We start from the raw sequence: 24,764 nt of genomic DNA, 5'->3' as shown, positions 1-24,764 counted from the left end.
CGGGTGAGTTCGGGTCTATCGGCATCGGCCGCCAACTCCCCCTGGACCGCGTGGACGCGGAGCGTCAGGCAAGATACCGTGTGCAATGTCGAACCACTTCGACGGAGATTCTCCCCGGTCCGCCTGCAACAGGCTGATAACCCGTAACAGCATCAGAATCTCCGTCGAAGTGGTTCGCGCCGCGGGCGGAGCGCGGGACGGATAGTCGAGCAACGCCGGCGCAGATGGGCCCGGCGCGCATTGTGGCCAACTCAGGAGATCCGTCCGGCCTAGCCGGGAATCTGCTCTGGTCCGGCCCTGGTCCGCGACGGCAGGGCCACCCTAGCGACGGATGTCCTGAGTTAGCCACACGCGGTCGCTCGGCCGGGCCGGTAGCGTGGGGGCATGACCGATTCCCCGCGGCTCGCAACCGGCGACCAGGCTCCCCAGTTCACCCTGAACGACCAGGACAGCAACACCGTTTCGCTGGCCTCCTATGCGGGCTCGAAGGTCGTCATCTACTTCTACCCGGCTGCGATGACGCCCGGCTGCACGAAGCAGGCCTGTGATTTTCGCGACAACGTCGGCTCGATGGCTTCCGCCGGTTACCAGGTGCTCGGAATCTCCAAAGATTCCCCGGCCAAATTGAAGAAGTTCCAAGAGACCGAGCAACTTACTTTCCCACTGCTCAGTGACACCGACCTCGCGGTTCACAGGGCGTACGGTACCTGGGGCGAGAAGAACCTCTATGGCAAGACCGTCACGGGCGTGCTGCGCTCCACCTTCGTGATCGACGAGTCTGGCCGGATCGATGTGGCTCTCTACAACGTGAAAGCGACCGGCCATGTCGCGAGTCTGCGCAAAAAACTCGGCCTGCCGACCTGATCCGCGCGGTCGTCTCCGGCCGCAGGATGCCTGTGAGCGGCTTGGCATCGCCGGACCCGGCCTCGCCCCGTCCAACGTCTCCGGCGGCGTCTACCGCCGTGTGACGCTTCCTTACTGCTGCGAGCCGTGCACCTCGGGGCCCGACGTCGTCGCGGCGATGACGGGACGCTGGAAAAGTAAAACGAGCACCACGAGCGAAGGCAGCAGCAATGCCCAGCCCAGGTCGGGTCGGGCGTAGAAGCCCTGGAAGCAGCCGACGGCGACCGCGATTTGCACCAACTGCCAGGTGACGGCGGCGCCGCGGATCCAGGATCGACGCCGCAGCGAGTTGATCGCGATGGCGGTCACCCAGGTCGCAGCGATGAGCACCAGCACGAGGATGGCCAACGCACTCGTCAGAGAGGTCGGCGTCGCGGTCAGCAGCTCCAGAATGAGCCACACGACGGCAGCCCAGAGGAGCCCTGCCTCGGCGAACAGGATCGTGGCGAGGAGCAGTAAGGCCCGAGGCCGGTGCGCCGTGCCGGCCTCGTTCTCGTCGTTGCCGCTGTGGTCTGACCGTGCATTCACAGAGATATCCCATTCAAAACTATTGATTTGACTCCACCATTATGCGACCATATTTAAGGCCCGGTTGACGCTCACAGGGACGTGAGTCGATCTGAACGACGTGAGTCGATCTGAACGAGTAGATCCACTACCCTTCCTGCAACCGGCAGCCTCACATCTTCGGCCAATCGGCCAGGCATCCCCGCAATCAAGGAGCACCCCTATGGACTGGCGCGACAAAGCTGCCTGCCTCACCGCTGACCCGGAACTCTTCTTCCCGGTTGGTAACACTGGCCCCGCTGTGGACCAGATCGAGAAGGCGAAGTCCGTCTGCGCCCGCTGCAACGTCACCGAGGTGTGCCTGCAGTATGCCCTCGAAACCGGACAGGACTCCGGCGTCTGGGGCGGCCTGAGCGAAGATGAGCGTCGCGCCCTCAAGCGTCGCGCCGCCCGGGCTCGGCGCGCGTCCTAGCAAAGCAACCCCCACTGATACCAGAAAGGCCCGGCTGACCAGCCGGGCCTTTCTGGTGTTCTGGCGTCAGAAGAATGTGACCGATTACGCCTCTCGCATGTAGCGCAGGGGGATCTCAATGGTGACCTCGGTGCCGCTGCCCATCATCGTGTGCCAGTCGATGCTGCCACTGAGTTCGCCCTGGATCAGGGTGCGCACGATCTGGGTCCCCAGACCTGACCCGACCTTGCCCTCAGGAAGGCCCGTGCCATTGTCGCGAACGCGCACGGTGAGTGTTTCCTCATTGCGCTCGGCCTCGATCGACACCTCCCCTTCGCGTCCCGCTAGGCCGTGTTCGACGGCGTTGGTCACCAGCTCGGTCAGGGCGAGGGCGAGCGGCGTGGCGTAGGAACTGGGCAGGATTCCAAAGCTGCCGGATGATTTCGGATGCGCCGTCGTGTTGTGCGCGCTTGCCACCTCCATGATCAGTAGCAGAACGCGGTCGAAGACCACGTCGAAGTCCACCTTCTGGCTGAGCCCCTCGGACAGCGTGTCGTGCACGACGGCGATGGCGGCCACGCGCCGCATCGCCTGATTGAGCGCTTCCCTGGCGGTGTCGGAGTGCGTGCGGCGGGCCTGGATCCGCAGTAGGGAGGCCACCGTCTGCAGGTTGTTCTTCACCCGGTGGTGGATCTCGCGGATGGTGGCATCCTTCGTGATCAACTCACGCTCCTGGTGCCGCAGCTCGGTCACGTCCCGGCAGAGCACGATGGCCCCGATCCGTTCGCCCCGGTTGCGGATCGGGATGGCCCGCAACGAGACCGTCACCCCGCGCGCCTCGACATCGGTGCGCCACGGCGCGCGGCCGGTGACCACGAGCGGCAGGGTCTCGTCGACGACGGCGGTCCCGGTGAGAAGGCTGGTGGTCACCTCGGCCAGCGACTCGCCCTCGAGCTCGTCGGCGAACCCCATCCGGTTGAAGGCCGAGAGGGCGTTCGGGCTGGCAAACGTGGTCACGCCATCCACATCGAGACGGATGAGCCCGTCCGACGCGCGCGGGGCGCCGCGTCGAGGGCCCGTGGGCGCGCCCAGATCGGGAAAGTCGCCGCTCGCGATCATGGCGAACAGGTCGTTCGCGCAGTCGTTGAAGGTGAGCTCCTGCCGGCTCGGCGTGCGCGCCTCACTCAGGTTGGTGTGCCGGGTCAGCACCGCCACCGGGGTGTCCGAGATTTTCGAGCCCGTGGAGCTGAGCCGCCGCCGCACCGGGATCGCGCGCACCCGGGTCGGGGTTTCCTCGTACCAGTCAGGGGCCGTGGTGTCGACGATCTTCGCCGTCTCGAAGGCCTCGGTGACCTGCTGGCGCCATTCGACCTTGATGCTCTGCCCGACGAAGTCACGGTAGAACAGGGTGGCGGCGCTCGACGGACGGGCGTGTGCCACGGCAACGAAGCTTCCGGTGCTGCTGGGCACCCACACCACAATGTCGGCAAAGGCAAGGTCGGCCAAGAGCTGGCCGTCCGCGACGAGCATATGGAGCCAGTCCACATCCTCCGCGCTGCTGCGGCCCTGGGCAAGTACGAGATTACTGAGCGTCGACACAGCAATAGCCTAGGTCCCCCGAACGCGCGCCAACGTCGCTGTGGTGTCGCCTCGCTGATTGGGCCATGCTGAGCAGATGAGCACAGTAAGTGGAAAGCCCGATCGGACGCTGATTGTCCTCCTCTCCGTGATCGGGGCCCTGGTCGTCGTCGCCCTCATCGTCGTCTTCACCGGCGGCGAACCAGAGCAATTGGACGCAGACACCCCGGCAGGAGTCGTCCAGGCGTATTCTGCCGCCGTCATCGACGGTGATGAGCAGGCAGCGGGTGAGTACCTCACCGCAAGCGCGTTCACGGACTGCGAGAACTTCGACCGGGGGCCGACCGACAACATCCAAGTCACCCTGGTGTCGACGACCGAGCGAGCCCAATCCGCCGACGTGAAAGTGTCCATCGTCACGTCCTACGGCAGCGGGCCCTTCGGCGCCGACGAATATGAGACCGAGGGCGTCTTCGACCTGGTGGCCGACAACGGCGGCTGGTTGATCGACGGTGCGCCGTATGAGCTCGCCATCTGCCCGAATCCGAAATCGGACTCATGATGGTCAGCGTAGTTCTGCTGGTCGCCGTCCTGGTGATCGGAGCGGGCGTCGCCGGCATCGTGGTCGCCGTGCGCAGATCCTCCCCGAATGGGGAGAGCACCGCCCAGCCCACGGCGCGCCGGGTGATCGTGTTCATCTTGCTCTTCACCCTGGTCGTGATCGCGGCCATCGGTCTGAGCGGCCTTCTCGGGCGCCTGCTCGACGCCGGCAACGCGCTCGTCGCCGGCGACGTGACCGGGCTCGCCCGCTCACTCGCCTTCACCCTGATCGCCGGTCCGTTCGCGGCACTGCTCTGGTGGGTGCTGTGGCGCCGGATGGACAGCACGGAACGGTCATCGATCGCCTGGGGGCTCTATCTGGCCGGCCTGTACGCCGTCTCGCTCGTCACCTTCTCGGTCGCCCTGCTCACCACGGCGGCGGTGCTCGTGCGCGAGGAGTGGCAACCGCGCCTCTTCGCCACCGGTTTGGTCTGGGCCGGCGTGTGGGTCTGGCACCTGTGGATGTCCCGTCACCGGGAGAAAAGACCGACCCAGCTCGTCAGCGTGGCTCCCGTGCTCGCCTCCGTCTACGGTCTCGCGATCGCGGTCGGTGGCGCCGTCGCGGCTCTCAGCTCCCTACTCGACGCCGCCGTTGACGCCCTCGAGCCGACCCTCACCCTGGGCGAACCCTGGTGGACGTTGACTTTCCAGGCACTCATCTGGTGCGCGGGCGGCAGCCTCATCTGGTGGTGGCACTGGATTCGAGGCGGGGCCCGCGACCTCCGCGGCGGCCTCGCGGAACTTGCACTCGTGACCGTCGGTGTGACCGGAGCGGCCATCCTGACACTGGTCGGGGCTGGGATCGTGCTGTTTCTGCTTCTCCGGCTGGCCTTCGACCGTACCGATCCGATCAACGATCTTCTCGGCCTCCTGGGTTTCGGCACCTCCGCCGCGATCGTCGGCGCGCTGGTCTGGCGGTACCATCGCAACCTCGTTCGCGACCGGTCAGATGCGGCGCAGCTGGCCACAAAGCTGGTGACCTCCGGCGTGGGCCTGATCGCCGCCGCATCCGGGCTGGGCGTCGTCGTCAACGCGATCCTCGCCGCCGCCACCACACCGCTCGCCGGGTCGGATACCCGAACGCTGCTGCTCGGCGGGATCAGCGGGCTGGTGGTCGGCGGCCCGGCCTGGTGGGCGGCGTGGCATCCGGCCCAGCCGGTCGAGCCGGTCGAGATCCGCTCCACCGGCCGACGCGTCTACCTCATCCTGGTGTTCGGGGTGAGCGCGGTCGTGGCCATCGTCACGCTGCTCGTGATCGGCTACCGGCTTTTCGAATTCGCCCTGGCCGACGTCACCGGGGGCAGCCTGGTCGATCGCGTGCGGGCCCCGCTGGGACTGCTGGTGGCCACCGGCCTGGCCGCCGGCTACCACTTCGCCGTATGGCGGCGTGACCGTTCCGCCATGGGGCAGACTCCCCAGCCGGCGCGCGCCATCACATCCGTGATCCTGGTCACGGATGCCGAACCGCAACCCCTCATCCAGTCGATCCACCTCGCAACCGGCGCGTCAGTCTCCGTGCTGCGGCGCTCCGACGCGGCGGGCTGCTCGGCGTCGGCGGAGCAGCTCAGCCAGGCTCTCCGCGGCGTGACCGGCAAACGCGTTCTGGTGGTCACCGGGCCCGGTGACCGGGTGGAGGTGATCTCGCTTCAGGACTGACAGCGCAAACCCGAGTCTCAGGTGGCCACCGGGTCAACGACGCGCCGGCGCCATTTCGATTCCTTCCGGCGGCGCCCGGTGGCCGGAGCCGGCGCCGGCAGCAGCTCAGTGCGCACGAAGTGACGGATGCTGATGCGCGCCGGTGACTTCGGCGCCGTGTCCCGCAGGGTGCGCCCGGCGACAACCGCCGCATCGGTCGCCTGCTGGTCCTGGGGCACCAGGATCGGCGACTCGATCCCGCCGAACCGGCGCAGCGCTGACAGCACCTGCCCATTGGGGTCGAGCCCGACGGCGCTGGCCCGCACCCGGTTCATGACGACGCTGACCCGGTCGGTCGTGACCACGTCAGCCAGGTCCACCCAGGCACGAAGGAACCGGGCCATGCCAACCGGGTCTGCTAGCCCGCAGGCGACGACATGGTCGGCGCAGGCGAGTGCAGTGAGGGTGGCCGCGTTGCGGCGCGGGGCGAACAGATCGCTGGAGATCTCCTCATCGCTCTCGAGGTTGAAGCCGGTGTCGAGTACGACGTAGTCGACCCAGTTGCGGAGCGCATCGATGGTGCGCGTCACCCGCTCGGCGGAGAGCTCGGGCCAGCGTGACGGGCGTCCGATGCCGGTGAGCACCCAGAATGCGCCCTGCGGGGAGTTGTAGCGCTGTGCGATGCGCTCGAATTCCGGCCGGGTCAGGCTGTCCGAACCCGCCAGACGGCACGCGGCGGCGAACCCGGGTGCCTCATCGAGCATCCCTAGGGTCGGTGCCACGGATCCGCTGTAGGTGTCGATGTCCGCTAGGGCGACCGTATGCCCGACGGCGGCGATCTCCGCCGCGATGTTGATCGCCAGGGTTGTGCGGCCCGGAGCGCCCGCGGGCCCCCAGACGGCGATGACACTCCCCTGACGCCTGGCACCGGACGATTCCCCGGAGTCGCCGACCCGCAACGGAATCGCGACCGCGCAGCTGATCAACGACTCTGTCTCGGCCCAATCCGCGGCGGCGTCCACCACGTCGAACAGCCCGAGCCCCGCCGCATTTCGCCGCTCCTGGTCGTTGGCGGCGAGCGCGATCACCCGGGCGCCGTGCGCGTCGCACGCGGTGATCAGCTCGGCCGTGAGCGTGCTGCGGCCGGCTCCAACGATGACGAACTCCGGAGCGCTCTGACGGAGGGCCAGGATAACCTCGCCCGCGGTCGCGGCGCGCGCCACGATCACATGTCCCTGCTCGATGATGTCGATCAACAGTCGGTCTTCCGTGTTCCGGTCGAGGGCCAGGGTGAGAGTGGCCACGGCTACCGCTCCAGGGGTTCGTTGACGGGCACGACGGCGAGGGCGTCTCGATTCGCGATGGACTCGAGCACCTCGGCGACGTTGTCTTTGGGCACTAGGAGTTCCAGCGCACGGACGCCGGTTCCCACCGACAGCCCCGTGGGTTCGAGCAGGAGCACGACCGAGGCCTGTCCGACCAGAACGGTCGGGGGTCCGTAGGTGTTCTGGTCGGTTTTGCGGGCAGCCCAGAGGTCGACTGTGACGCCCGGCCCGATATTCGCGGGGAGGGCGCTGGTCAGCTCCACGACCACGCTCGTTGTCTTCGTGCCCGAGGAGCGGCCGACCGCGGAAGCCGGCACCAGCTCGCCGGCGGCGATTGTGCGTGTGACGACGAGCCCGTCGTCGGGCAACCGGTCGGGGGTCACATACAGATCGCCCGTGCCGCCGAGCCGCACCTGGGTGGCCACGAGGTCGCCGACCTCGACCCTGTCCCCCACGGCGAGCGCCGAGCGGGCGGCAAACACAGCCGTGGTCTGGTCGCTGCCGGAGACGATCAGGTAGACGCCTCCGACGGCGGCGACGACCAGGCCCAGACCGATCGCGAATCGAGGGTCGAACCAAAATCTGCGGCGCGAACTCTGCGCGGGCGTCTTCACAATCCGCTACCTCCCCGGTGCTCTCCCAAAAGCCGTGCTGCCTCGTCTCCGGACTCCATCGTTGCCGTCCGCGCCTCCACGCGGGAAAGTTATCCACAGCCACGCCTCGACCGGACGCCGGGACGCTGGGAGACGGATAATCGATCCATGAACGATTCCGAGGCACTCTCCGGCGTGGGTCGGTTCCTCACCCTCGCCGACACCGCCGAGATTCTTGCACTGACGACGGCGGAGGTGATGGAGCTGGTGCGCACGGGCGAGCTGCCAGCCATCCGGATCGGCACCCACGGCGCGAGTGCCCCCGCGGCCGGTTCGACCGCCGCCGCCGGCGTCTGGCGGGTCGAACGCATCGTGCTCGAGTCCTTCATCGAAGCGAAGTACGAAGAGGCCCGGCGCCTGTCGCTGTGGGAGCAGTCCGACTTCGCGAACATCCCCGAGTTGTCCGGCGGCACCATCATCCGTCCAGACGAGTGACGCGAAGCCGACTGCTCTGCAGCGATCAGGGCAATCGCACGAGCTGGATCTCCGCCACGGGCACGATGCGATAGTCGTGAACCTCCGCCTCGCGGCGCAGTGTGCCGGCCGCGTGCAGGGCTAGATCGACGTGGTCCCTACCCACCCGGTCGATGGTGCCGAGCAGCACGCCGGTCCGGGTGTGCACCTCCACGTTCGCGCGCCGCCGGCACAGATCTCTCAGGACGAAGACCAGGCCGATGCGATCCACGACCCTGGCCGCCGACTCCGGCTCGGTGCCCAGCGATCCCGGGATCTCCTCCCGGCGCAGCACGACCCCCGCCACGGCCGCAAGCGGGAGGACGCACTGGGACCCGGCCGCACCTGAATCCAGGAGGTCCCCCGCCAGCCAGTCCCTCCCGAACGTGGTCGGCCGAACCGTAATAGTCGCCCCCATCCCGATCACGATCCGGAGAACGCCGGTGACGCTGCGCATGCCCGTACTGGTGCCGTGTCTCGATCCGGAGCCTGAGGCTCGCACGAGACTGGTCAACCGGTTGCGCAGCGACAGCCGCCCCAGCCGCAGCCGTTCCTCCTCGGCGCGCAGCTCGGTCTCCTCGGCGTTCAGCTCGTGTTCGAGCTGCCCCTCGAGGTCATCGAACAGATTGTCCCAGCGCACACCCTGAAGTTAGTCTTCCCCGTCCATACTCCGCCCGCGTTATCCACAGGCCTTAAAAGCACTCGACATCGTCGTTCCCGGCTGATTGAGTGTCGTTCACAGACAACCCCCCACTCGGGGGTGCCGCAGTACCACCGCACGTCGGGTCCCTGGCAACCGCGAACTGCCGGAACCCGTGGACCACACCGAAATTGAACCAGCCGAACCCTTGACCGACCCACGGCACCGGTAGATATATCGGCGGAGCAATGGGATTCACGCACCTCGGAGGAGTCATGAGCGATCCAGCCGAAAACCCGGCACGCGGTTCCCGAACGCGGGGCGACAAGTTCGTCGAAGACGACTTCTTCGGCCAACAGCCCAGCACACGCGAGCAACTGCCAGATCCGGAGCCGCTCCTGATCAACCTCACCCGCTGCGTGATCGAGGTCCTCGCCGGTGCACGCGAGCTCGACCAGCTGGCCCGGTGGGTCAGCGACGACGTCTACCGACACCTGCTCAAGCGGGTCGTGCTGTCGGCACGGGCCCGCGCAGTCAAGGGCCAGCGTGCCCAACGGCCGGCCATCACGATCGGCCGGGTCACGATGACTGAACCTCGGGACGGTGTAATCGAGGCCGTGGTGATGGTGCACAGCAAGGTTCGTGTGCGTGCTGTCGCGCTCCGCCTCGAGGGCATGGACCAACGATGGCGGGCCAGCGCCATCAACGTGTTGTGACAAACGGTTCTGTCCGCCCGTATACGTCCGCACAGCTTTCGAGAATTGTCCGCGAGGCTCTCCCGGGCAGGTCGCACAATCGCGCATTCGTCGAGTCGCGTCCGCTGGTCGTCCGTCTTGCGGGCAGGGTGACAGGACGTTGCCGGTTTGCCCTGATGGAGCGCTTAGGGAGCATGACCTTGACTCACCCAAATCTATATAGCTAGATTAGCGTCATGGAGCTCCTCGGTCGGATGACCCCCGCCACAGCAGACGTACTCGAGGTGCTCTTGGACGCCGGCGAACCGGTTTGGGGATTGAAAATCGTGAAGGTGACAAGACGGCCCGCGGGGAGTGTGTACCCCATCTTGGAGAGGCTGGAACGATTGGGATGGACTACGTCGCAGTGGGATGAGGACAATGATCGCGCTGGACCGCGTCGTCGGCTCTATCTGCTCTCGGACGAGGCAAGAGCGTCTGCCCTTACTGTCGTAGCCGGAGTTCGGGATAGACAGGCTCGGTTGTCCGCACATGCAGCGGCGGCACGAGCATGAGCCTCGCAGACACGTTGGTAGCCGCGGTGGCCTGGACGCTTCCCGGGCTCGCCCGACAGCGTTATCGCGAGGAGTGGCTGGGCGACGTGGGCGGTGCCCGCGATCTGGAGCTATCGCATTGGTCAATCGTCGGTGGTGCGCTAGTGACCGCGATCACGATCGACCGCACGAACCCAAGCGTGACCGGAATCACGAGAACGAATTTGGTGGTCAACCGGATGCGCTGGGCTGCCGCGTTGCTTGGAAGCGCTGCAGTCTTGCGCTTCGGGTTGTTTATCTGGGGCAGGTACGAAATGATCGGACTTGCTCCGCTGGGACGGGGGATACAGGTCGTCTCCATTTTCCTCGCAACGCTCGGACTCTTCGCGTGCGTGGGAACACTGGTCATCGCTTTCCACTCTGGCAGCAGACGCACAGGTCTCGTGCTTGCTGCCGGTGTCGCCGCGGTCTGCGCACTCATGGCCGTGGTGATGGTGATGCCCTTCCTCGGCATCCTCGCGGTCCCGGCGTCCCTGGGCGCCATCATTGTTGCCGTCAGCCGCACGAGAAAGCCGGCCAGCTCGAGGCCCCTGTCAAGGTGGAGCCGAGTCCTGGTGGCTCTTCCCTTCACAGCGCTCGCCCTACTGATTGTGGCCGCCGGCGTGCTGCACATCTCCGTGTGGAACCCTCTCGCAAAGGTGCCAGGCCTCAACCTGGACGAAATCTACTCGGCGATGTCCGCCGCCGGTGAGTCGCCGATGAGCACCTTCTTGATGGCATGGGCCATCTTCTGGGGAGCCGTGGCCCTGACGCTGCCAATCCTCTGCGGCAGTCGAGGAATCGCGTGGTTTTTCACCTATCGCCGAATCATCGTGGTGGGTCTGCTCACGGTCGGAGCGACCGCATCTTTCCATTGGTTCGCAGGGTTCAACATGGGCATGTCCCTCGCGGACACCTTTATGACCGGTGGTGGCGACGCAGCCATCAGCGGGCCAGCCATAGGCGTAGTCGGCCAAACCGCACTGGTCGTCGCACTCCTCATCGGTCTGCCTCCCCATCGCTACGAGGCTGAAATGGTGACTGCCGGCCCGCGCTGAGGCTGGAAGCCACCGTGCCGCTTCGGTCGTTGCCGTCGTCTAAGCAGCCGCAATCGCCTCCCACAAAGGGGAGATCGAGCCAAACGAGCAAATCCACGCTCGGTAAGCATCGGGCGAGCGGGGCCGTCTGGTCGGGCTCGGTGGACTCATGCCTCTCGTTACAATGGGCGTGTCGCTCGGGCGGTCCGGACGACTCTAGGCGTGGTCGGAGGGTCGTGTCCGTTGAACACCGCTTCACTTGTGCTGCGCTTGCCATTTCAGGGCCGGTGGAGAGCAGGGAACAGCCCGGCTAACCGTATTCCCAGCCATGGAACTCATCTGTACGGCACGACATTTGCGATCGACTTCCTCGCCGTAGATGAACTCGGTCATTCGGCGAAACGCGGTTGGCGGTCGGTGCTGGCAACAGAGTCCCCGGAGGTCTTTGTCGGGTTCGGCGCACCGATCCTGGCGCCGGCATCGGGCATTGTCGTTGCCACGATCGACGGCGAGCGCGATCACGAGGCTCGCCGCTCGCAAGTGGCGCTGATTCCGTACGCGCTGTCCCAAGCTCGCCGCATCCGAGAGGGCGTGCGCTCGATTGCGGGGAATCACGTGGTCATCGCGCTGGAGCCGACCGGGCCTTTCGTGCTCATCGCCCATCTCCAGCGCGGATCGCTGAGAGTGGAGATTGGATCAGTGGTCAAGGTCGGCGAGCCTATTGGATCATGCGGCAATTCGGGCAACAGCACGCAGCCTCACGTACACGTGCAAGTCACTGACTCAACTATTTGGCCGACGGCCCGCGGCAGGCCGATCGTCTTTGAGCGCCTTCAGGTCGATGGTGGCAACTGGCTTCCGAGGAACGGGGAGACCTTCACCGCCTCATGAATTACGCACGGACCCGTTTCCGGCGAACACGTCATCAGGGCCGATAGCGGTGGCCGATGACTAGCAAGCCTGCGCTGCCGTGGCGAACGTCTGCAGTCCGGCGACGCGGAGCACGTCGAGCTTGCCGGCATCCGCTGAGCCCGGCTCTGCGGTGTAGATGACCAGGCGCAGGTCGCTACCGGGCACGGTGAGCACGTCGCAGTCAAGGGTGATCGTGCCGACGAGGGCCGACGCAATCGTCTTGCGCTCGGCAACGTGCCGACTGACGGCTGTTTCGGTCCTCAGTGCGGCAAACTCAGAGTTTGACGAACGGAGGTCGTCAACAAGTCGGGCGAGGCGCGAGTCGTCCAGATACCGGCCGAACGCGATCCGGAGGTCGGCGGCGATGTCGCGCGCGAAGACGAGGCGGGATGCGGCGTCGCGCACAATGGGTGCCTCACCCTCGGCGAAGAGGAGCCGGACGAGGTTCCGGTTCCGCGGCGCGAGCGTCGATGGGTCCCCTAGAAGCGCCGCCCACAGCGGGTTCCACGCCACGATGTCCCAGGCGGCCGAGTAGACGCTTGCAGGGGTGTCGGAAAGTCGATCAACGTTGCGTTGGAGACTGGGCGTGATGTGGCGCGGGAGATCCCTGTCCGTTGGCACCACGGCGCCGGCGACGCGGTAAAGGTGGTCGCGCTCGTCGTGCGTGAGGCGAAGCGCTCGCGCCAGGGAGCCCAGCACCGGCGCGGAGGGCGCACGCGCACGTCCCTGTTCGAGGCGCACGATGTAGTCGACCGAGAGCCCGGCGAGGGTCGCGAGCTCTTCGCGGCGCAGCCCCGAAGTTCGACGCCCGGCACCGCCCGGCATTCCTACCGCCGCCGGGGAGACCCGATTGCGCCATCCCCGCAGCACGGATCCAAGTTCTGAGGTCATCACTCCAGTCTCCCCGCTCACGTCAACTCAGGGTGGTACGGCCAGTCCCATGGACAACCTGTGCCTCGCACTCTGGCCGGACGGCTCGCACCATCGATATATGACAATCACACTGATCACCGGCTCCAACACAGGTCTCGGCTTCGAGGCCGCCCGCCGCCTCGTGGCGCTCGGACACACCGTCTACCTCACGGCGCGCGACCCTGAGAAGGGCCGGGTCGCTGCCGTGGCCCTCGGCGCACGCTTCGTACAACTCGACGTGACCGATGACGCATCCGTCACGCGCGCTGCCTAGGAAGTGTCCGCGCCGAGGGTCAGGGTTTTCTCGGCGCTTTCGGATACACAGGAATGTTATGACACCTGCGCCCCACGATAAGCCGGCACGTTCAGAGGATGAACGGTGGCTCGTCATCAACGGTCGCCGGTGGCGCCGCACGGATCCGTGCCTGCCCGCCGATGTCGTCACGCTGCTGCAATCGCAGCTGGGTCGGGGAAGATCGAGCGTTCGCTCGGCTAAGGCGGCCGGAGACGACGAAGCCGTGGCGCTGGCGCGCCGGCGCGTGGGCATTGCCAAACACGGTCTCGGGGAGCGAGGGCCCTACTGGTGGGACGAACCTGAGGAAGCGCGGGTGATGCGGGCACGCCAGGCGCTCGAGGAGCTCACCGCGATAGACAACTGATCGAGTCCCGCGCGCTCATGCGGGAAGGAGCGGTGGCCTTGGCTTCAACCTCAATCCACCTTTCGGAATTGGAATTCGGCGGCGCGGGCGACCAAGGCACAGAGTCATCACGTTGTTAGCAGCAGGGCCGTCCTTTCAGGAGACGACGCCCAGCCTCAGCCGGTCGGTAGGTTGAGGTTGAGCGGGCGTCGACCAGTAAGTGACCATGGCGTGGATCACCGACAGATGGTCTACACTGGCCCGACCTAGCCGGTCCGCATACACACGGAGGAACGCACATGACCGCACCGGATGCGCCCGATCAGGCACACCGCAGGCCAGAGAACGTTTCCGATGAAACGATCGCGGCGCTCGGCAAACTTTCCGAAGCGTTGGAAGTCGTCGAGCACGCTCGCGGCCTTCTGTACGGATTTCACCGTCTCACGGGGAAGGCAGATCTCGCTCTCGGGGAGGCTGCGGAGCTGATGCGCGTGGCAGGCCATGGTGCTATTGCTGACGGCCTGGAGAAAACGTTGATCGGCCGAAATGTGATTGACGGCCGATGGACATTCCAGATCATCGAGGACTACGACAGCAACTACTACACCACATTCGTGGCCGCGGAACGAGAAGCGCGGCAAACGCTGGCCGAGGGCAAAAAGCACCTCTACGAGGCGGAAATGAAAGAAGATCGGCGCAGTCACGGGATGCCGCACCACGAAGCCCGGCCCCCTCACGTGCAGGGTAGTTGAACCGGGCGCTCAGTCGGCTCTCACCCACCTGACGTCACTATCGGGCGCCCTCTTGAGCGGCGTCAACACCGCTCTGGCGGGCCGTTCCCACCGGTTTAGTTCCCACGTTCGCCTTGTGAATCGGAGCACACCATCTCCCGCTGCGAGACATCGGCGTGGCGGCGACACGGGCGAGGATCTCCTCATAGCGGCCAATCATCGTCTCAAACGAGAAGCGCATAGCCGATCGACGCACTTCCCCACTATCGCACTCGAGCGCTGCACGGATGGCATCGGCCAGGGCCACTACACTCGTTTGGGTTGCCACTGCTCCGGCTAGAGGGCCGATCAGTTCCCGCATGGCGCCATTCGGCAGTGCGGCAACGGGCGTGCCGCTTGCCAGTGCCTCCACCACGGTAAGCCCGAACGGTTCCGCCCAGAGTGGGGAGGCCACGAAAACGGCTCCGGAGGCGAAGAACGAACGAAGATCCCGATGGGCGAGGTGGCCTCGATACCGTACTCGCGGTCCCAGTCGGGGGACAATCTCCGACTGAAAATAGTCGGCGTGCGATCTGGGCCCGGCGAACTCAAAGTCGAGTCCCGCTGCTCGCACGGCGTCGATCGCGAGGTGCAGGCCCTTTTCGGGTGTTATTCGTGCCGCCCACACCGCAAGCCCCGGAGTGGCTTCAATCCCGGGAGTCCACTGATCGATGTGGATTCCGTTACGCACGACCTCCACCCGAGGCAAGAACGCCCGCCAGGCCTCGGCGTTGGTAGTGGAAACGGTCACATACTCGTGGCGGTGGCTGGGGATCCAATCGGGGTCACTGATCACCGCGTTGACGTCGGACAGAGTCGGAGGGGTGTGCAGGATGGTCATCATCGGAAGGGACGGCATGAAAGAGAACGGAAGTGCGCTGAGTGAACTGTTGATGACCGCGTCGAAGTTCGATGCTTGGATCACCCCGATGCTGTGGTGCACCGCCTCGGCAAGAAAACCCGCTTGTTGCACGCGCACCCACGGGGTTGCCGTTCGAATGAATTCGAAATCCTTCGGCACAAGCTGATGGGTGATCGCCTTCGTCACAGATCCCTCCTTGGCGAAGAGGGTCACCTCGTGGCCGCGTTCGACCAGAGCGTTCGCGAGCATGGCCGTGTGCGCCTCCGTGCCGCCCTCGAACGGTTCGGCAATCGGATGATGCATGTGACTGAGAATCGCCAGCTTCACGAGCATTCCCTCACTTTGAGCCAGTCACCGGTGGCTTCGTCGAAGGTGACGAGACCACGAACCTGAAAGGCTTCCAGCCATCCCGTCATCGGCCAGAATCCCCAGCGACTCGCGAACAGCCTGCCGTTTCGAAGTATGTCCTCGAGATGCCTGATCGGGGGTGACTCAATCGAGTGGTACTGGTGGAAGGCCTCCGCACCGCCCACCCAACGAAAGGGAGTCCCGGCTCGGGAGGCAAGCCGGGCGAAATCGGTGTCTTCCGCGCCATAGCCCACGTATTCTTCGCAAAAGCCTCCGACCCGCTGCCACACCGGAGTCGTCACGGCGAAAGACAGGGACCAGAACAACGAGGGGTCTGCAGGGGCGGTCTCCCCTGGCAATAGGCGAGGGCGGAAATCGTGGAAGTGTGCGTCAGCGGCGCGTCCGGTTCCCCAGACATCCGTGCCCTCTGGCAGATAGCCGACGGCGCCGCTCAGAATGGCCTCAGGATGCAACCGAGCCGCGCTGGCGTAGGCCGAAAGCAAGGAAGCAGAGGGAACACAATCGACGTCGAGAAAGACCAGCAGCTCGGCTCCCTGCTCGATGGCATGGTGTGCGCCGAGATTTCGCGCAGTCGCCAGGGGAAGGCGACCTGGCGACGTGTGAACGTTGACGATCTGCGCCTCGGGGGCAGTCGAGGGTAACCAAGCATTCACGTCGGGTTCGTTCATTGCGACCACGACGTAGCCGTCGGGACTGGTCTCGCTGTTCCCCAGAGCGCGATGTTGATTGACCAGGTGAGCCCGCCGATTCGACACGGTGACGATCACGAAGGTCTTCATGCCGTTGGCATTCCCCGGTCGGCCGGCGCACCGGAAGCGACCGCCTCGATCACGGATGCTGCGCGCAACGAAGCGTTTCCGTCCACCCATTCGCTCCATGCCTGTCCCCCACTGCGGAGCGCCTCGTCAATGAGAGAAGCACGAGGGGCGCCGACACGTGGCGAGGAGACGACAACTGGGAATTCACTTTGGTTCAGGGCTCGTCCCAGGGCCTCTTGCTCTCCATGTGGGCGATCCTCGGGCACCAGAATCGCCGGCGTTCTACAGGCGGCAATCTCCGCCACCGCATTCTGACCGCAGTGAGCCAGCACCAACGAACACTCCCGCAGCGTGCGCTCCACCGTCGCCGCCGACTGGCCCTCGAGTCGCACCCACTCACGATCGGGCAGGGCCTCGACGCACTGGGCGACGAAGGCATCCAGCGTGCTGACACCAAGGCCACCCGATCCATTGAGAATGGCGATTCGATTGCTCTGGCGTGGAAGATCTGGTGCAACCGGGATTCGACTGATTGCCCCGACATGGTGGAATCGGGCTTCTACCGTCGGCTCGACGACGGTTGGCTTAATGCCGGCTGGCCAAGGCGCAATGATCGCCGACGCCACTCGATAGCCCACAGTGTGGGCTGCATCTGATCGATCTCCCGGCTGAGCGTAGGTCACAACTCTCACCCCGTGAAGCCGTGCCAGAACGGATACCTCCACCGACACGTCAACGACGATGACACTCGGTTTGGCGTCTCGAATCCAGGTCGACACAGCGGCCATGCGATCGCGCAAACCGTCGGAACCCAGCGGAGCCCAGTGGAAATCGCCTCCGGCACCCGGATCGACCGGAACCACATCGGTGTCCAGGGGCAAGTCAACCCAGCCGCCGGTCCACGAAGCCGGCCGACTCAGCGAGGACAGGATTGTGACCGGCTCGGCTAGGGCACCGGAAACGGCCATGGCTCGGTGAAGATGACCCGATCCACGATGGTGAACGTAGTACCCGATCATGGAACCTGAGCCGAAATCGAATTTGACATTCTTCGAAAGTAGGCGAACTCCCGAGATTTTCAAAGTTCTGCGAGTGAAGCGTGGAATTCGCCGGTTGTCGCGAGATTAATGACCTCGTTCTGTGACGGACACGCCCCGAGATGCGACTACATCGTAAGGGAATCACGCCGGGAAACAACCCCGCGAGGTTCGCTTCCGGCGCGCCCCTTTTCGAAACAGTAGATGGGCGCAATCAGAGATCATCCGAAGTCCCGATGCCACACCCGCACAATTTGAGGAGCTCATGCCATGGCCACATACGACTCACCCAATTCTGACCGTAGTCGCGAAACCAACGACCGCGATGCGTCCGTCGCTGCGGTGCCCGCCGACAACGGGCGCTCGGTCCGCGACGATGTCGTCGACCGTGAGAAGGCGCGCTTCGGCGGGATCAAATGGGGATCCGCTTTCTTCGGCTGGCTCACCGCCACCGGCACCGCCGTCATCCTCACCGCCCTGTTCGCCGGCATCGGAACGGTTGTCGGTTTCAATACAACGGATTCAGCCGATCAGGCTGCCGGAGTTGCCGCTGACAATGCCGGCACTCTCGCGTTGGTCGGCGCTATCGCTCTCGCGGTCGTAGTGTTCGTCTCCTATTTCTGCGGCGGCTATGTCGCCGGCCGGATGGCGCGCTTCAACGGCGTCAAGCAAGGCGTCGCGGTGTGGGTCTGGGCGCTCATCATCGCCTTCGTCACCGCGATCATCGGCGCCATTGCCGGTAGCCAGATCAACATGCTGGAAAACGTGAACAGCTTGCCGAGCATCCCGCTCACCGGGGGAGACCTGACCGCAGGCAGCATCATCACCGCGCTCGTCGTCGTGCTGGTCAGCCTTGCCGGCGCGATCGTCGGCGGCCTCGCCGGAATGCGTTTCCACCGTCGCGTTGACCGTGAAGGTCTCGGCCGCTAGCCCGCCGACGCACCAACCCCACCCGCGTTCGGACACCTGGTCCGGCAAGAAAGGACACTCGCATGCTTGACAACAGCAACTTGAATTCCCTGCTCGGCGCACCGATCACGGATGCCGATGGCGACAAGATCGGCACCGTTGGCCAGATCTACGTCGACCCCGACACGGACCAGGCCACCTGGGTAACCGTGAAGACCGGGCTCTTCGGCACCTCGGAAACCTTCGCTCCCCTCGAGCACGCCACCTGGGACGACGACACCCTTACGGTCCCGTTCGAGAAGGAGTTCGTGAAGAACGCGCCCCGAGTCGAGGCAGACGGTGCTCTCAGCGAAGAGAACGAGAAGGCCCTCTACACGTACTACGGCAACGGCTCGCAGTCTGCGTCCGACGCCGCCCACGCACCTTCCACCGCGGCGAGCACGGAGACGGAGGGCTACGACACGTCAGGCCCCACCACGGACGACGCGATGACCCGTTCGGAAGAGGAATTGAACGTCGGCACGCGCTCGGTCGAGGCCGGCCGGGCACGACTGCGCAAATTCGTCGTCACCGAGCAGCAGACCGTCACCGTACCGGTCAGTCACGACGAGGTGCGCCTTGTTCGGGAGCCCGTCACCGATGCCAACGTGGGCGATGCCCTCGACGGTCCCGAAATCAGCGAAGAGGAGCACGAGATCGTTCTCACCGCCGATCAGGTCGTCGTCGACAAGGAGGTAGTGCCGGTCGAACGCATCAGCCTGGGCTCTGAAACGGTGACCGAGCAGCAGCAGATCACCGAAGAGGTGCGCACGGAACAGGTCGAGCTCGTCGACCCCACCGGCATTGGAACCTCGGCCGACACCGATGGCCGCGAACCACGCGACCCGCGGGCCTCGGAGTAGCACCGAGCTCCCGCACCAGCACCGGCACCACCACCAACACGCCAGCGCACACACAACACCACCACCGAATCACCAGCACAGAGGGTGGCTGGGCAGGACCAGTCCAGCCCAGCCATCTTCTGTGCTCACCTCCCCCAACTGAAGTCGAAATGAGACCACCATGGCCCGCCTCCTCAAATTTCTCCCTGTCATCGTGACCCTGGTCACCAAGTACCTGCGCAGCCCGCAGGGGAAGGCCGCGCTCCACAAGATGCGGTCCGCGCGCCAGAAGACGAAAAACGCTCGTACGACCCGTCGCAGGTTCTGAGTCCGAAAATGGGTGCCGGCGAGCACGACCCGCAACCAAACAACGACGGGACACCCGTCGCCTCCTTTCCCGTCACCGTGACTCGCTCGGAAGAGCAGCTGCGCATTCACCTGGCGAGCGTCCCCGTCGAGCGGGTGCGGCTCGAACGGTACATCGTGTCGGAAGAACGAACGATCACCGTCGTCATCCACCGAGAAGAGGTGCGCTTGGTTCGTGAGCCGATTCTTCCGGACGAGCAGGAACAGGCCGTGTCGGCACCGGGCCTCGACCAGTACGCCGATCACACGATGCTGCTGCGCGAAGAGCAGGTGACAGTCACCAAGTCGGTCGTGCCGGTCGAGCGGGTCACCCTCGTGAAGAGCATCGTCACCGTGGACGAAGACGTAAGCCTCGAGCGCCGGAAAGAGCACGTCGACGTCTCCCGACCCGAGGCGTCGACCATCAGCCGCGAGGCTCCCTGAGAAATTCCTGTGACGGTCAAGGGAAACCTTTGCCGGGCATGAGATACGAGTATCAAGGTCCGTCATAAGGAGTATCTGTCTCGCGCATTCCCGTGCGGGACGGTATCGCATCGATGAGGAGTTCACTGTGACTGGACGCAATACTTTTGTTCGAAGCCTGCATGACCTGGGCTTGGCCGCGTGGTCTGGCGGCGCGCTGATGGGTGCCGTCGGCCTTAACGGGAGCGCGTCGAGCGCAAAAAATCCCCGCGAACGTGTGGCTCTGGCCAGCGAGGGGTGGAAGAGGTGGGCACCTGTTCAGGTGGCTGCGCTCGTCGCCCACGGCGTGGGCGGGGCAGGTCTGATCCTTGGCAACAAGGCACGTCTGGCCGGTCAGCCCGAAGGTCGTGCGAACACGATCGTGAAGCTTGCCCTCACGGGCGTCGCAGCAGGAACGACCCTGTACTCCGGCATCCTCGGCAAGAAGATGGCCGAGCACTCGGGAGAGCCCACCGACGGTACCACCGAGGCCGGGGTCAGCACGTCGGCGGAGCTCGAGGCGCTTCAGCGCCGGCAGCGCGTGATGCAGTGGGTGACGCCCGCGGTGACCGCCGTCTTGATCGTTCTCGCCGCCCAGCAGGGGGAGCAGCAGCGCCCGGCCGCCAGGTGGCTGGCTCGGTTCGCTCCACACTCCCGCTGACCAATACGGCTCGGAGTTCGAGCCTGCCGCGGTGGTTGAGCCCGCGTGTTGGTCGAGCCTGTCGATATCCCGGTGCTCCGGTCTCGACAGGTTCGACCTCCGGGGCAGGCTCGCCCACCGTTGCGATGACCAGCTCGTTGAAACCACGCAGATCGTAGCGTCAGAGCCGGTCAACCGATCGGCATGTTCAGTCGATGCTGGCTACCGTCACGGTGATGGTGTCGATGGCAGTGAACTCCGTGATGCCGCCACTCTCGGCAATCGAGTCATGTACGCGCCGACACACCTCAGTGGATGAATCGCCGCTGGCGACGCCGATGCTCGCAGCGACCCTGAGTCCGTCCTTCCCGGTGGACACGGAAACCAGGGCAGGAGTCTTGGCAAGCTCAGCGGCGGCCTCCCCGCCAGCCCCGACGACAGCGGAAACGGCCGTGGAGACCGTGGAGGCGACCGTTGCGACGACGGTGGCAACGACTGTGACGACGACAGGCGTGGCCGGGTACACAGCGGTCACCCCCGGCACGGACCTCACCACAGATTCCATTTCTCTTGCGAATTCGGCGAGATCAGTCATGGTTTTGGACTCCGCCTTCGGGCTCGGGCTTGATCAGGAAGATGTCGCGAATGGTGACGTCGATGCCCGCGATGGTGAGTTCTGTGTGGCTGTGGAGTGCGTCCAGGAGGGCGGATCGTAGATTATCGGCGAGGGTGGGGATGTTCTCGCCCCTGTAGACGTTGGCGTCGACGGTGACCGTGACCGGGACCCCCGGCGTGGTGACATCCCCGTCGAGCCGGCATCGACCGACGATGATGTTGTCGACGCTATCGCCGGCCGCGCGGAGGAGTCCGCGCACGGCACCTTCGGTGACCGAGAGCCGGGCTGTTGGCGCCGGATGCGAAATGGGGATGTCTCGCCCCGACCGGGAGTCTCGAACTATCCCGTCCAATATGGTGGTTACCCAGCTGTCGTCGCGCGCCGGCGCGCGGTCGGCCTCTTCCTGAACCATCGAGCCCATTGCCCCATGCAGCCGTTCCAAGGAGGCCAGCGCGATCCGGCAGGCCGCAGACTCGTCGACCGAGGGGTCCGCTGGCTCTTTGCCGCGGTCGAGGTAGTCGCTGAGCTCTTCGATGGTATGGCCGTCGAGGTGGTCAGGCTCGTCGTCGGCCGCGAACCATGGTGCGGTGGAGTCGGGCGTGTGGGAGGGGGTCATCGCCACACCTCCATTTCACGAATCAGGGTTTTGCGCGCTCGAGCCAGAAGGCCGCGCACGGTCGAGACCGGCAGGTCGAGCTCTTCGGCGATCTTGACGTAACTGTAGTCTGCGAACTCTTTCAGTTCCCAGCATCGTCGCTGATCCTCCGGAAGCGCCGTGAGCACCTGGGAAAGTGCCTCGCTACGTGAGCGTGCCTCCGCCAACCGCGTCGGGGAGTGATCCTCAGAAGCCGGCACGTCGACGTCGTCGAGGTTGGAATGATTTCGCCGCGCGCGGATCCGATCGATGCTCTTGTGATTGGCAATGCGCATCAGCCAGCTCTTGGCCATCGCGGGGTTCTCCAGAGTCGACAGTTTCGCCCACGCCGTGATGAAGGTTTCCTGTACGACATCGTCCGCGTCATGGCTGGATCCGAGGATGCGGGTGGCGTAGGCGCGCACTAACGGGCCGTGGCGGCGCACGAGCACTTCGAATGCCCGAACGTCGCCATCGACGGCGCGGTCCACCAGGGTGTGATCATCGGCGTACTCGAGCAGCGCCCTGCTTTTGCCGTCTGGAATGGTTGCCCTCGATTCGCAGGAAACTGTGGCGCCGGGTGTGACGAACTCGTCGTGGCATGCGACTACATCATAACCACCCAATCGCGCCCCTCCGAGGGCGGATCACCAAGGAGCGTCACTAATGACCATTCCCACTTCGTCAGCACCGACTGCCGCACCAACCACCGCCACAACGGCCACCAGCCGAGGCAAGACCGTGATCAACAACGCCGTGGTGGCGAAGGTGGCCGGCATCGCCGCCAGTGAAGTTAGCGGGGTGCACGCCCTCGGCGGCGGCGCGGCCCGGGCGCTCGGCGCCATCCGTGAAGCCTTGAACACCTCGGATGCCAGCCAGGGCATCAGCGTCGAGGTCGGCGAGACCCAGGTTGCAGCCGACATCACCATCGTCGCGGAGTATCCCGTGGCCCTGCAGGATGTGGCCGAGCGGGTGCGTTCCGCGGTGATCCGTGTCATCGAGGACTTGGTCGGCATGGAGGTCACCGAGGTGAACGTGAACATCAACGATGTTCACCTGCCGACCGATGACAAGGATGAGAAAACCGAGAAGGCCGAGGCTCGAGTTCAATGAGCACCGCCACGAAATCGGGCGCCGTGTTCGGCGCCGTCCTGGCCTTGACCTGGATGGTTCTTGGCTTCTGGCCGTTTGTGTTCGTAGCCGCGGCCATGGTGGTCGGTGCGCTCGGCGGTCGCATCATGGACGGAAAGCTGAGCGTTTCGAACCTCGTAGAGGCCTTCCGGGGCAAGCGCTCGTCATCATGACAGGTACCACTCCGACGCCACCGGCCCGCCCTGGGCCTGTGTCAACGGCCCCTAACCGCGGTCGGACCACTGTCTCACCTCGGGCCTTGAACCGCCTGGTGTGCGCGGTTGCGGCTGACGCTCTCGGCGTCAGCCCGACGACAGTCGGTGCGGAGCTCACGGACGACCTCGGCAAGCTCGCGCTCACGGTGAGCGCCCCCATCCGAATCGCCTCGCTCACCCGTGTGCAGGGAGACCCCTCGATTGTTTCGCGCACGGGGGGCACGATCGTGGCCAGGGCCGAGCAGGCGAGGCAGCACATTCAACATCGCGTGGGCGAACTGACCGGTTCCACTCTTTCCAGGGTGACCGTGCGGCTCACCGGCGCCGACATTCAACCAGAGGGCCGCGTCAAATGAGCACGTATCGTTCGACCTACCAACGCATCAGCCGGCGCGAGCTGCACTCGCCGCGATCGGTCGCAGCGATCACTCTCGCGATCCTGGCCATAGCCTGCTGCATGTGGCTCCTGGCCGAGATCACGTTGAATCTGCTCGGCCGGCCGGGCCTGCTTGCCAACCCCGCCGACATGGCCGGTGCAGTCGCGGGCATCCCATCCGCACCGCCGGTGCTGGTTGGAGGGCTCGGCGTAGTCGGCGTCCTTGTCGGGGTACTTCTCCTTGTCATAGCTGTCACCCCGGGCCGGCGGTCGCGCCACGTGCTCAAAACCCAACGGGCCGCGACCATCGTCGACAACGAGGTGATCGCATCCTCGTTGGCACGGGAAGCCGCCCGCGCGGCTGGATTGGCGCCGGACAACGCCAGGGTCACCGTGAGCCCCGGGCGAGCAACCGTGCATCTCACCCCCGCCTCGGGAACCGAGATCGACCAGCAGGCGGTGCTCGCGGCCGTACGCCATCAAATCGACACCTTCGGTTTGCTGCGATCCCTCCGAGCGATCATCACTGTTGCCCCCAACGGAAAGGTGGGCGGATGAATTCCACTAACCGCGTGCTCAACCGCGGCTTCATCTTCCTGGTCGGATTGCTCATTCTGGTCGTCGGCGCGACCCTGACCATCGTGGCGGCCGTTCCGGTCGTGCGTGAGCGCTGGGCTGCTGCGACCAGTGCCGGCGTCGACACGGTGACCCGGTGGCTGCAAGCCACTCCGATGCCCGACTTCGTCGCCCCGCTCACCGGCAGTTGGCTATGGCTGATAGCTATCGCGGCGGGCGTGTCGCTCATCGCCGCGCTAGCCGTCTTCAGCCTGCGGCAGGGCCATGGCCACACCGGCCGGCTCGCCTCCGTGAACGGGAACAACGGCGCGGTCGCTATCGAGACGAAGGTGGCGGAACAGGCCATTCAGGATGCTCTCGCCAAACGCCCGGAACTTGTCGATTCACACGTCTCCACCTATCTCGTCAGACATCGACCAACGTTGAAGGTAGCCATCACCTGCCGGCGCGGCATCTCACCCAGAGCAGCCAGCAACATTGTCGACGAAGTGCTCAGCTCGTTCGATGATCTTCTCGGCCTGCGGGTGCCCGCTCTCGTGCAGATCAGCGGCGGCTTCCGCGCTCGCACCTCACAGGGTGCCCGCCTTCACTGACGTTCCCCGACGCTAACCCCTCCCGGCGCAGGGAGATCCGTCGAAGGCTGACATCCGTTCTCGATTCACCGACGACGAC

Annotated in this window: 34 protein-coding genes; 22 read left to right on the top strand and 12 right to left on the bottom strand. The window is 65.3% G+C overall.

What is annotated here, in order from left to right; all coding sequences use genetic code 11:
- The first annotated feature begins 384 nt into the window (after nt 1-384).
- Nucleotides 385-864 carry a thioredoxin-dependent thiol peroxidase gene (gene bcp, locus E3O65_RS07360; protein ID WP_134363098.1) on the top strand — a complete coding sequence of 160 codons (480 nt, stop codon included), beginning with the start codon at nt 385-387 and terminating at the stop codon, nt 862-864.
- 111 nt (nt 865-975) lie between these two features.
- Here bcp and E3O65_RS07355 read toward each other — a convergent pair whose 3' ends face one another.
- Entirely contained in the window at nt 976-1,431 is a 456-nt protein-coding gene (locus E3O65_RS07355; RefSeq protein ID WP_134363097.1) for a hypothetical protein, read from the bottom strand.
- A 202-nt stretch (nt 1,432-1,633) separates the two neighbouring features.
- Here E3O65_RS07355 and E3O65_RS07350 point away from each other — a divergent pair, with 202 nt between their 5' ends.
- Nucleotides 1,634-1,882, top strand: coding sequence for a WhiB family transcriptional regulator (locus tag E3O65_RS07350; protein WP_035837005.1), 249 nt, complete (start codon nt 1,634-1,636; stop codon nt 1,880-1,882).
- An 84-nt stretch (nt 1,883-1,966) separates the two neighbouring features.
- Here the strand turns inward: E3O65_RS07350 and E3O65_RS07345 are convergent, their stop codons facing one another.
- On the bottom strand, nt 1,967-3,460 hold the full coding sequence (locus E3O65_RS07345; RefSeq protein ID WP_134363096.1) for a sensor histidine kinase: 1,494 nt from the start codon (nt 3,458-3,460) through the stop codon (nt 1,967-1,969).
- A gap of 76 nt (nt 3,461-3,536) precedes the next feature.
- On the opposite strand from E3O65_RS07345, the gene E3O65_RS07340 reads away from it, so the two are divergent.
- Nucleotides 3,537-4,001, top strand: coding sequence for an LpqB family beta-propeller domain-containing protein (locus tag E3O65_RS07340; RefSeq protein WP_134363095.1), 465 nt, complete (start codon nt 3,537-3,539; stop codon nt 3,999-4,001).
- On the top strand, nt 3,998-5,695 hold the full coding sequence (locus E3O65_RS07335; protein ID WP_241985734.1) for a DUF5671 domain-containing protein: 1,698 nt from the start codon (nt 3,998-4,000) through the stop codon (nt 5,693-5,695). Before E3O65_RS07340 ends, E3O65_RS07335 begins: the two co-directional genes overlap by 4 nt.
- 17 nt (nt 5,696-5,712) lie before the next feature.
- Here the strand turns inward: E3O65_RS07335 and E3O65_RS07330 are convergent, their stop codons facing one another.
- Both E3O65_RS07330 and E3O65_RS07325 read right to left on the bottom strand, forming a co-directional pair.
- On the bottom strand, nt 5,713-6,978 hold the full coding sequence (locus E3O65_RS07330; protein ID WP_134363094.1) for a CpaE/TadZ family protein: 1,266 nt from the start codon (nt 6,976-6,978) through the stop codon (nt 5,713-5,715).
- A gap of 2 nt (nt 6,979-6,980) precedes the next feature.
- Complete coding sequence (locus tag E3O65_RS07325) at nt 6,981-7,613, bottom strand: hypothetical protein (RefSeq protein ID WP_134363093.1); 633 nt, start codon at nt 7,611-7,613, stop codon at nt 6,981-6,983.
- A 147-nt stretch (nt 7,614-7,760) separates the two neighbouring features.
- On the opposite strand from E3O65_RS07325, the gene E3O65_RS07320 reads away from it, so the two are divergent.
- The gene (locus tag E3O65_RS07320) at nt 7,761-8,087 is read left to right on the top strand and encodes a helix-turn-helix domain-containing protein (protein WP_134363092.1); all 327 of its coding nucleotides are present in this window, start codon (nt 7,761-7,763) and stop codon (nt 8,085-8,087) included.
- A 25-nt stretch (nt 8,088-8,112) separates the two neighbouring features.
- On the opposite strand, the gene E3O65_RS07315 is transcribed toward E3O65_RS07320, so the two are convergent.
- Nucleotides 8,113-8,745 (bottom strand): hypothetical protein, encoded by a 633-nt coding sequence (locus tag E3O65_RS07315; RefSeq protein ID WP_134363091.1) that lies wholly within the window; start codon nt 8,743-8,745, stop codon nt 8,113-8,115.
- Nucleotides 8,746-9,020: 275 nt separating this feature from the next.
- Between E3O65_RS07315 and E3O65_RS07310 the strand changes: the two genes are divergently transcribed.
- The 4 genes from E3O65_RS07310 (at nt 9,021) to E3O65_RS07295 (ending at nt 11,940) form a co-directional block, all read left to right on the top strand.
- Nucleotides 9,021-9,461, top strand: a complete 441-nt coding sequence (locus E3O65_RS07310; RefSeq protein ID WP_241985735.1) for an Rv3235 family protein — start codon at nt 9,021-9,023, stop codon at nt 9,459-9,461.
- A gap of 215 nt (nt 9,462-9,676) precedes the next feature.
- Nucleotides 9,677-9,994, top strand: coding sequence for a PadR family transcriptional regulator (locus tag E3O65_RS07305; protein WP_134363090.1), 318 nt, complete (start codon nt 9,677-9,679; stop codon nt 9,992-9,994).
- On the top strand, nt 9,991-11,070 hold the full coding sequence (locus E3O65_RS07300; RefSeq protein WP_134363089.1) for a hypothetical protein: 1,080 nt from the start codon (nt 9,991-9,993) through the stop codon (nt 11,068-11,070). The genes E3O65_RS07305 and E3O65_RS07300 overlap by 4 nt, the downstream gene beginning before the upstream one ends.
- A gap of 222 nt (nt 11,071-11,292) precedes the next feature.
- On the top strand, nt 11,293-11,940 hold the full coding sequence (locus tag E3O65_RS07295) for a M23 family metallopeptidase (RefSeq protein WP_241985736.1): 648 nt from the start codon (nt 11,293-11,295) through the stop codon (nt 11,938-11,940).
- Between the two features lie 60 nt (nt 11,941-12,000).
- Here E3O65_RS07295 and E3O65_RS07290 read toward each other — a convergent pair whose 3' ends face one another.
- The gene (locus tag E3O65_RS07290; protein WP_134363087.1) at nt 12,001-12,852 is read right to left on the bottom strand and encodes a helix-turn-helix transcriptional regulator; all 852 of its coding nucleotides are present in this window, start codon (nt 12,850-12,852) and stop codon (nt 12,001-12,003) included.
- Nucleotides 12,853-12,952: 100 nt separating this feature from the next.
- Between E3O65_RS07290 and E3O65_RS07285 the strand changes: the two genes are divergently transcribed.
- The 3 genes from E3O65_RS07285 (at nt 12,953) to E3O65_RS07275 (ending at nt 14,263) form a co-directional block, all read left to right on the top strand.
- On the top strand, nt 12,953-13,147 hold the full coding sequence (locus E3O65_RS07285; RefSeq protein ID WP_134363086.1) for an SDR family NAD(P)-dependent oxidoreductase: 195 nt from the start codon (nt 12,953-12,955) through the stop codon (nt 13,145-13,147).
- 58 nt (nt 13,148-13,205) lie between these two features.
- Nucleotides 13,206-13,532, top strand: coding sequence for a biopolymer transporter Tol (locus E3O65_RS07280; RefSeq protein WP_134363085.1), 327 nt, complete (start codon nt 13,206-13,208; stop codon nt 13,530-13,532).
- 278 nt (nt 13,533-13,810) lie between these two features.
- Nucleotides 13,811-14,263 carry a hypothetical protein gene (locus E3O65_RS07275; RefSeq protein ID WP_134363084.1) on the top strand — a complete coding sequence of 151 codons (453 nt, stop codon included), beginning with the start codon at nt 13,811-13,813 and terminating at the stop codon, nt 14,261-14,263.
- Between the two features lie 37 nt (nt 14,264-14,300).
- Here the strand turns inward: E3O65_RS07275 and E3O65_RS07270 are convergent, their stop codons facing one another.
- The 3 genes from E3O65_RS07270 to E3O65_RS07260 are packed head-to-tail and all read right to left on the bottom strand — an operon-like array spanning nt 14,301 to nt 17,352.
- Nucleotides 14,301-15,476 carry a glycosyltransferase gene (locus tag E3O65_RS07270; RefSeq protein ID WP_134363083.1) on the bottom strand — a complete coding sequence of 392 codons (1,176 nt, stop codon included), beginning with the start codon at nt 15,474-15,476 and terminating at the stop codon, nt 14,301-14,303.
- On the bottom strand, nt 15,467-16,279 hold the full coding sequence (locus tag E3O65_RS07265) for a glycosyltransferase family 2 protein (protein ID WP_241985737.1): 813 nt from the start codon (nt 16,277-16,279) through the stop codon (nt 15,467-15,469). Before E3O65_RS07265 ends, E3O65_RS07270 begins: the two co-directional genes overlap by 10 nt.
- An 8-nt stretch (nt 16,280-16,287) precedes the next feature.
- A complete protein-coding gene (locus tag E3O65_RS07260) occupies nt 16,288-17,352 on the bottom strand; it encodes a glycosyltransferase family 28 protein (protein ID WP_134363081.1) in 1,065 nt (354 codons plus the stop codon).
- Nucleotides 17,353-17,577: 225 nt separating this feature from the next.
- Between E3O65_RS07260 and E3O65_RS07255 the strand changes: the two genes are divergently transcribed.
- The 5 genes from E3O65_RS07255 to E3O65_RS07240 all read left to right on the top strand — a co-directional run bounded on the left by E3O65_RS07255 (nt 17,578) and on the right by E3O65_RS07240 (nt 20,565).
- Nucleotides 17,578-18,237 carry a hypothetical protein gene (locus E3O65_RS07255; protein WP_134363080.1) on the top strand — a complete coding sequence of 220 codons (660 nt, stop codon included), beginning with the start codon at nt 17,578-17,580 and terminating at the stop codon, nt 18,235-18,237.
- A gap of 62 nt (nt 18,238-18,299) precedes the next feature.
- Nucleotides 18,300-19,118: a DUF2382 domain-containing protein gene (locus tag E3O65_RS07250; RefSeq protein ID WP_134363079.1), complete on the top strand. Its 819-nt coding sequence runs from the start codon at nt 18,300-18,302 to the stop codon at nt 19,116-19,118.
- A gap of 160 nt (nt 19,119-19,278) precedes the next feature.
- A complete protein-coding gene (locus tag E3O65_RS16675) occupies nt 19,279-19,425 on the top strand; it encodes a hypothetical protein (protein ID WP_166785685.1) in 147 nt (48 codons plus the stop codon).
- 8 nt (nt 19,426-19,433) lie between these two features.
- Entirely contained in the window at nt 19,434-19,886 is a 453-nt protein-coding gene (locus tag E3O65_RS07245) for a DUF2382 domain-containing protein (RefSeq protein ID WP_134363078.1), read from the top strand.
- 127 nt (nt 19,887-20,013) lie between these two features.
- Nucleotides 20,014-20,565: a hypothetical protein gene (locus tag E3O65_RS07240; RefSeq protein WP_134363077.1), complete on the top strand. Its 552-nt coding sequence runs from the start codon at nt 20,014-20,016 to the stop codon at nt 20,563-20,565.
- Between the two features lie 187 nt (nt 20,566-20,752).
- On the opposite strand, the gene E3O65_RS07235 is transcribed toward E3O65_RS07240, so the two are convergent.
- Genes E3O65_RS07235 through E3O65_RS07225 form a run of 3 tightly spaced genes read right to left on the bottom strand, consistent with a single transcriptional unit; the run spans nt 20,753 to nt 22,420 of the window.
- Nucleotides 20,753-21,139 (bottom strand): hypothetical protein, encoded by a 387-nt coding sequence (locus tag E3O65_RS07235; RefSeq protein ID WP_134363076.1) that lies wholly within the window; start codon nt 21,137-21,139, stop codon nt 20,753-20,755.
- Nucleotides 21,132-21,776 (bottom strand): Asp23/Gls24 family envelope stress response protein, encoded by a 645-nt coding sequence (locus E3O65_RS07230; protein WP_134363075.1) that lies wholly within the window; start codon nt 21,774-21,776, stop codon nt 21,132-21,134. The genes E3O65_RS07235 and E3O65_RS07230 overlap by 8 nt, the downstream gene beginning before the upstream one ends.
- Nucleotides 21,773-22,420 carry an RNA polymerase sigma factor gene (locus E3O65_RS07225; RefSeq protein ID WP_338419175.1) on the bottom strand — a complete coding sequence of 216 codons (648 nt, stop codon included), beginning with the start codon at nt 22,418-22,420 and terminating at the stop codon, nt 21,773-21,775. The genes E3O65_RS07230 and E3O65_RS07225 overlap by 4 nt, the downstream gene beginning before the upstream one ends.
- 40 nt (nt 22,421-22,460) lie before the next feature.
- Between E3O65_RS07225 and E3O65_RS07220 the strand changes: the two genes are divergently transcribed.
- The 5 genes from E3O65_RS07220 (at nt 22,461) to E3O65_RS07200 (ending at nt 24,685) form a co-directional block, all read left to right on the top strand.
- Complete coding sequence (locus tag E3O65_RS07220; RefSeq protein ID WP_134363074.1) at nt 22,461-22,907, top strand: Asp23/Gls24 family envelope stress response protein; 447 nt, start codon at nt 22,461-22,463, stop codon at nt 22,905-22,907.
- Nucleotides 22,904-23,098 carry a DUF2273 domain-containing protein gene (locus tag E3O65_RS07215; RefSeq protein WP_134363073.1) on the top strand — a complete coding sequence of 65 codons (195 nt, stop codon included), beginning with the start codon at nt 22,904-22,906 and terminating at the stop codon, nt 23,096-23,098. The genes E3O65_RS07220 and E3O65_RS07215 overlap by 4 nt, the downstream gene beginning before the upstream one ends.
- A gap of 86 nt (nt 23,099-23,184) precedes the next feature.
- A complete protein-coding gene (locus E3O65_RS07210) occupies nt 23,185-23,496 on the top strand; it encodes a hypothetical protein (protein ID WP_241985738.1) in 312 nt (103 codons plus the stop codon).
- Nucleotides 23,493-24,074, top strand: a complete 582-nt coding sequence (locus E3O65_RS07205; RefSeq protein WP_134363071.1) for a DUF6286 domain-containing protein — start codon at nt 23,493-23,495, stop codon at nt 24,072-24,074. Before E3O65_RS07210 ends, E3O65_RS07205 begins: the two co-directional genes overlap by 4 nt.
- Entirely contained in the window at nt 24,071-24,685 is a 615-nt protein-coding gene (locus E3O65_RS07200; RefSeq protein ID WP_134363070.1) for an Asp23/Gls24 family envelope stress response protein, read from the top strand. The genes E3O65_RS07205 and E3O65_RS07200 overlap by 4 nt, the downstream gene beginning before the upstream one ends.
- Nucleotides 24,686-24,764: the final 79 nt, after the last annotated feature.

Origin of the sequence: Cryobacterium breve, assembly GCF_004402375.1 — a bacterium.
Lineage (GTDB): Bacteria > Actinomycetota > Actinomycetes > Actinomycetales > Microbacteriaceae > Cryobacterium > Cryobacterium breve.
This window is presented reverse-complemented; position numbering and strand designations above follow the sequence as displayed.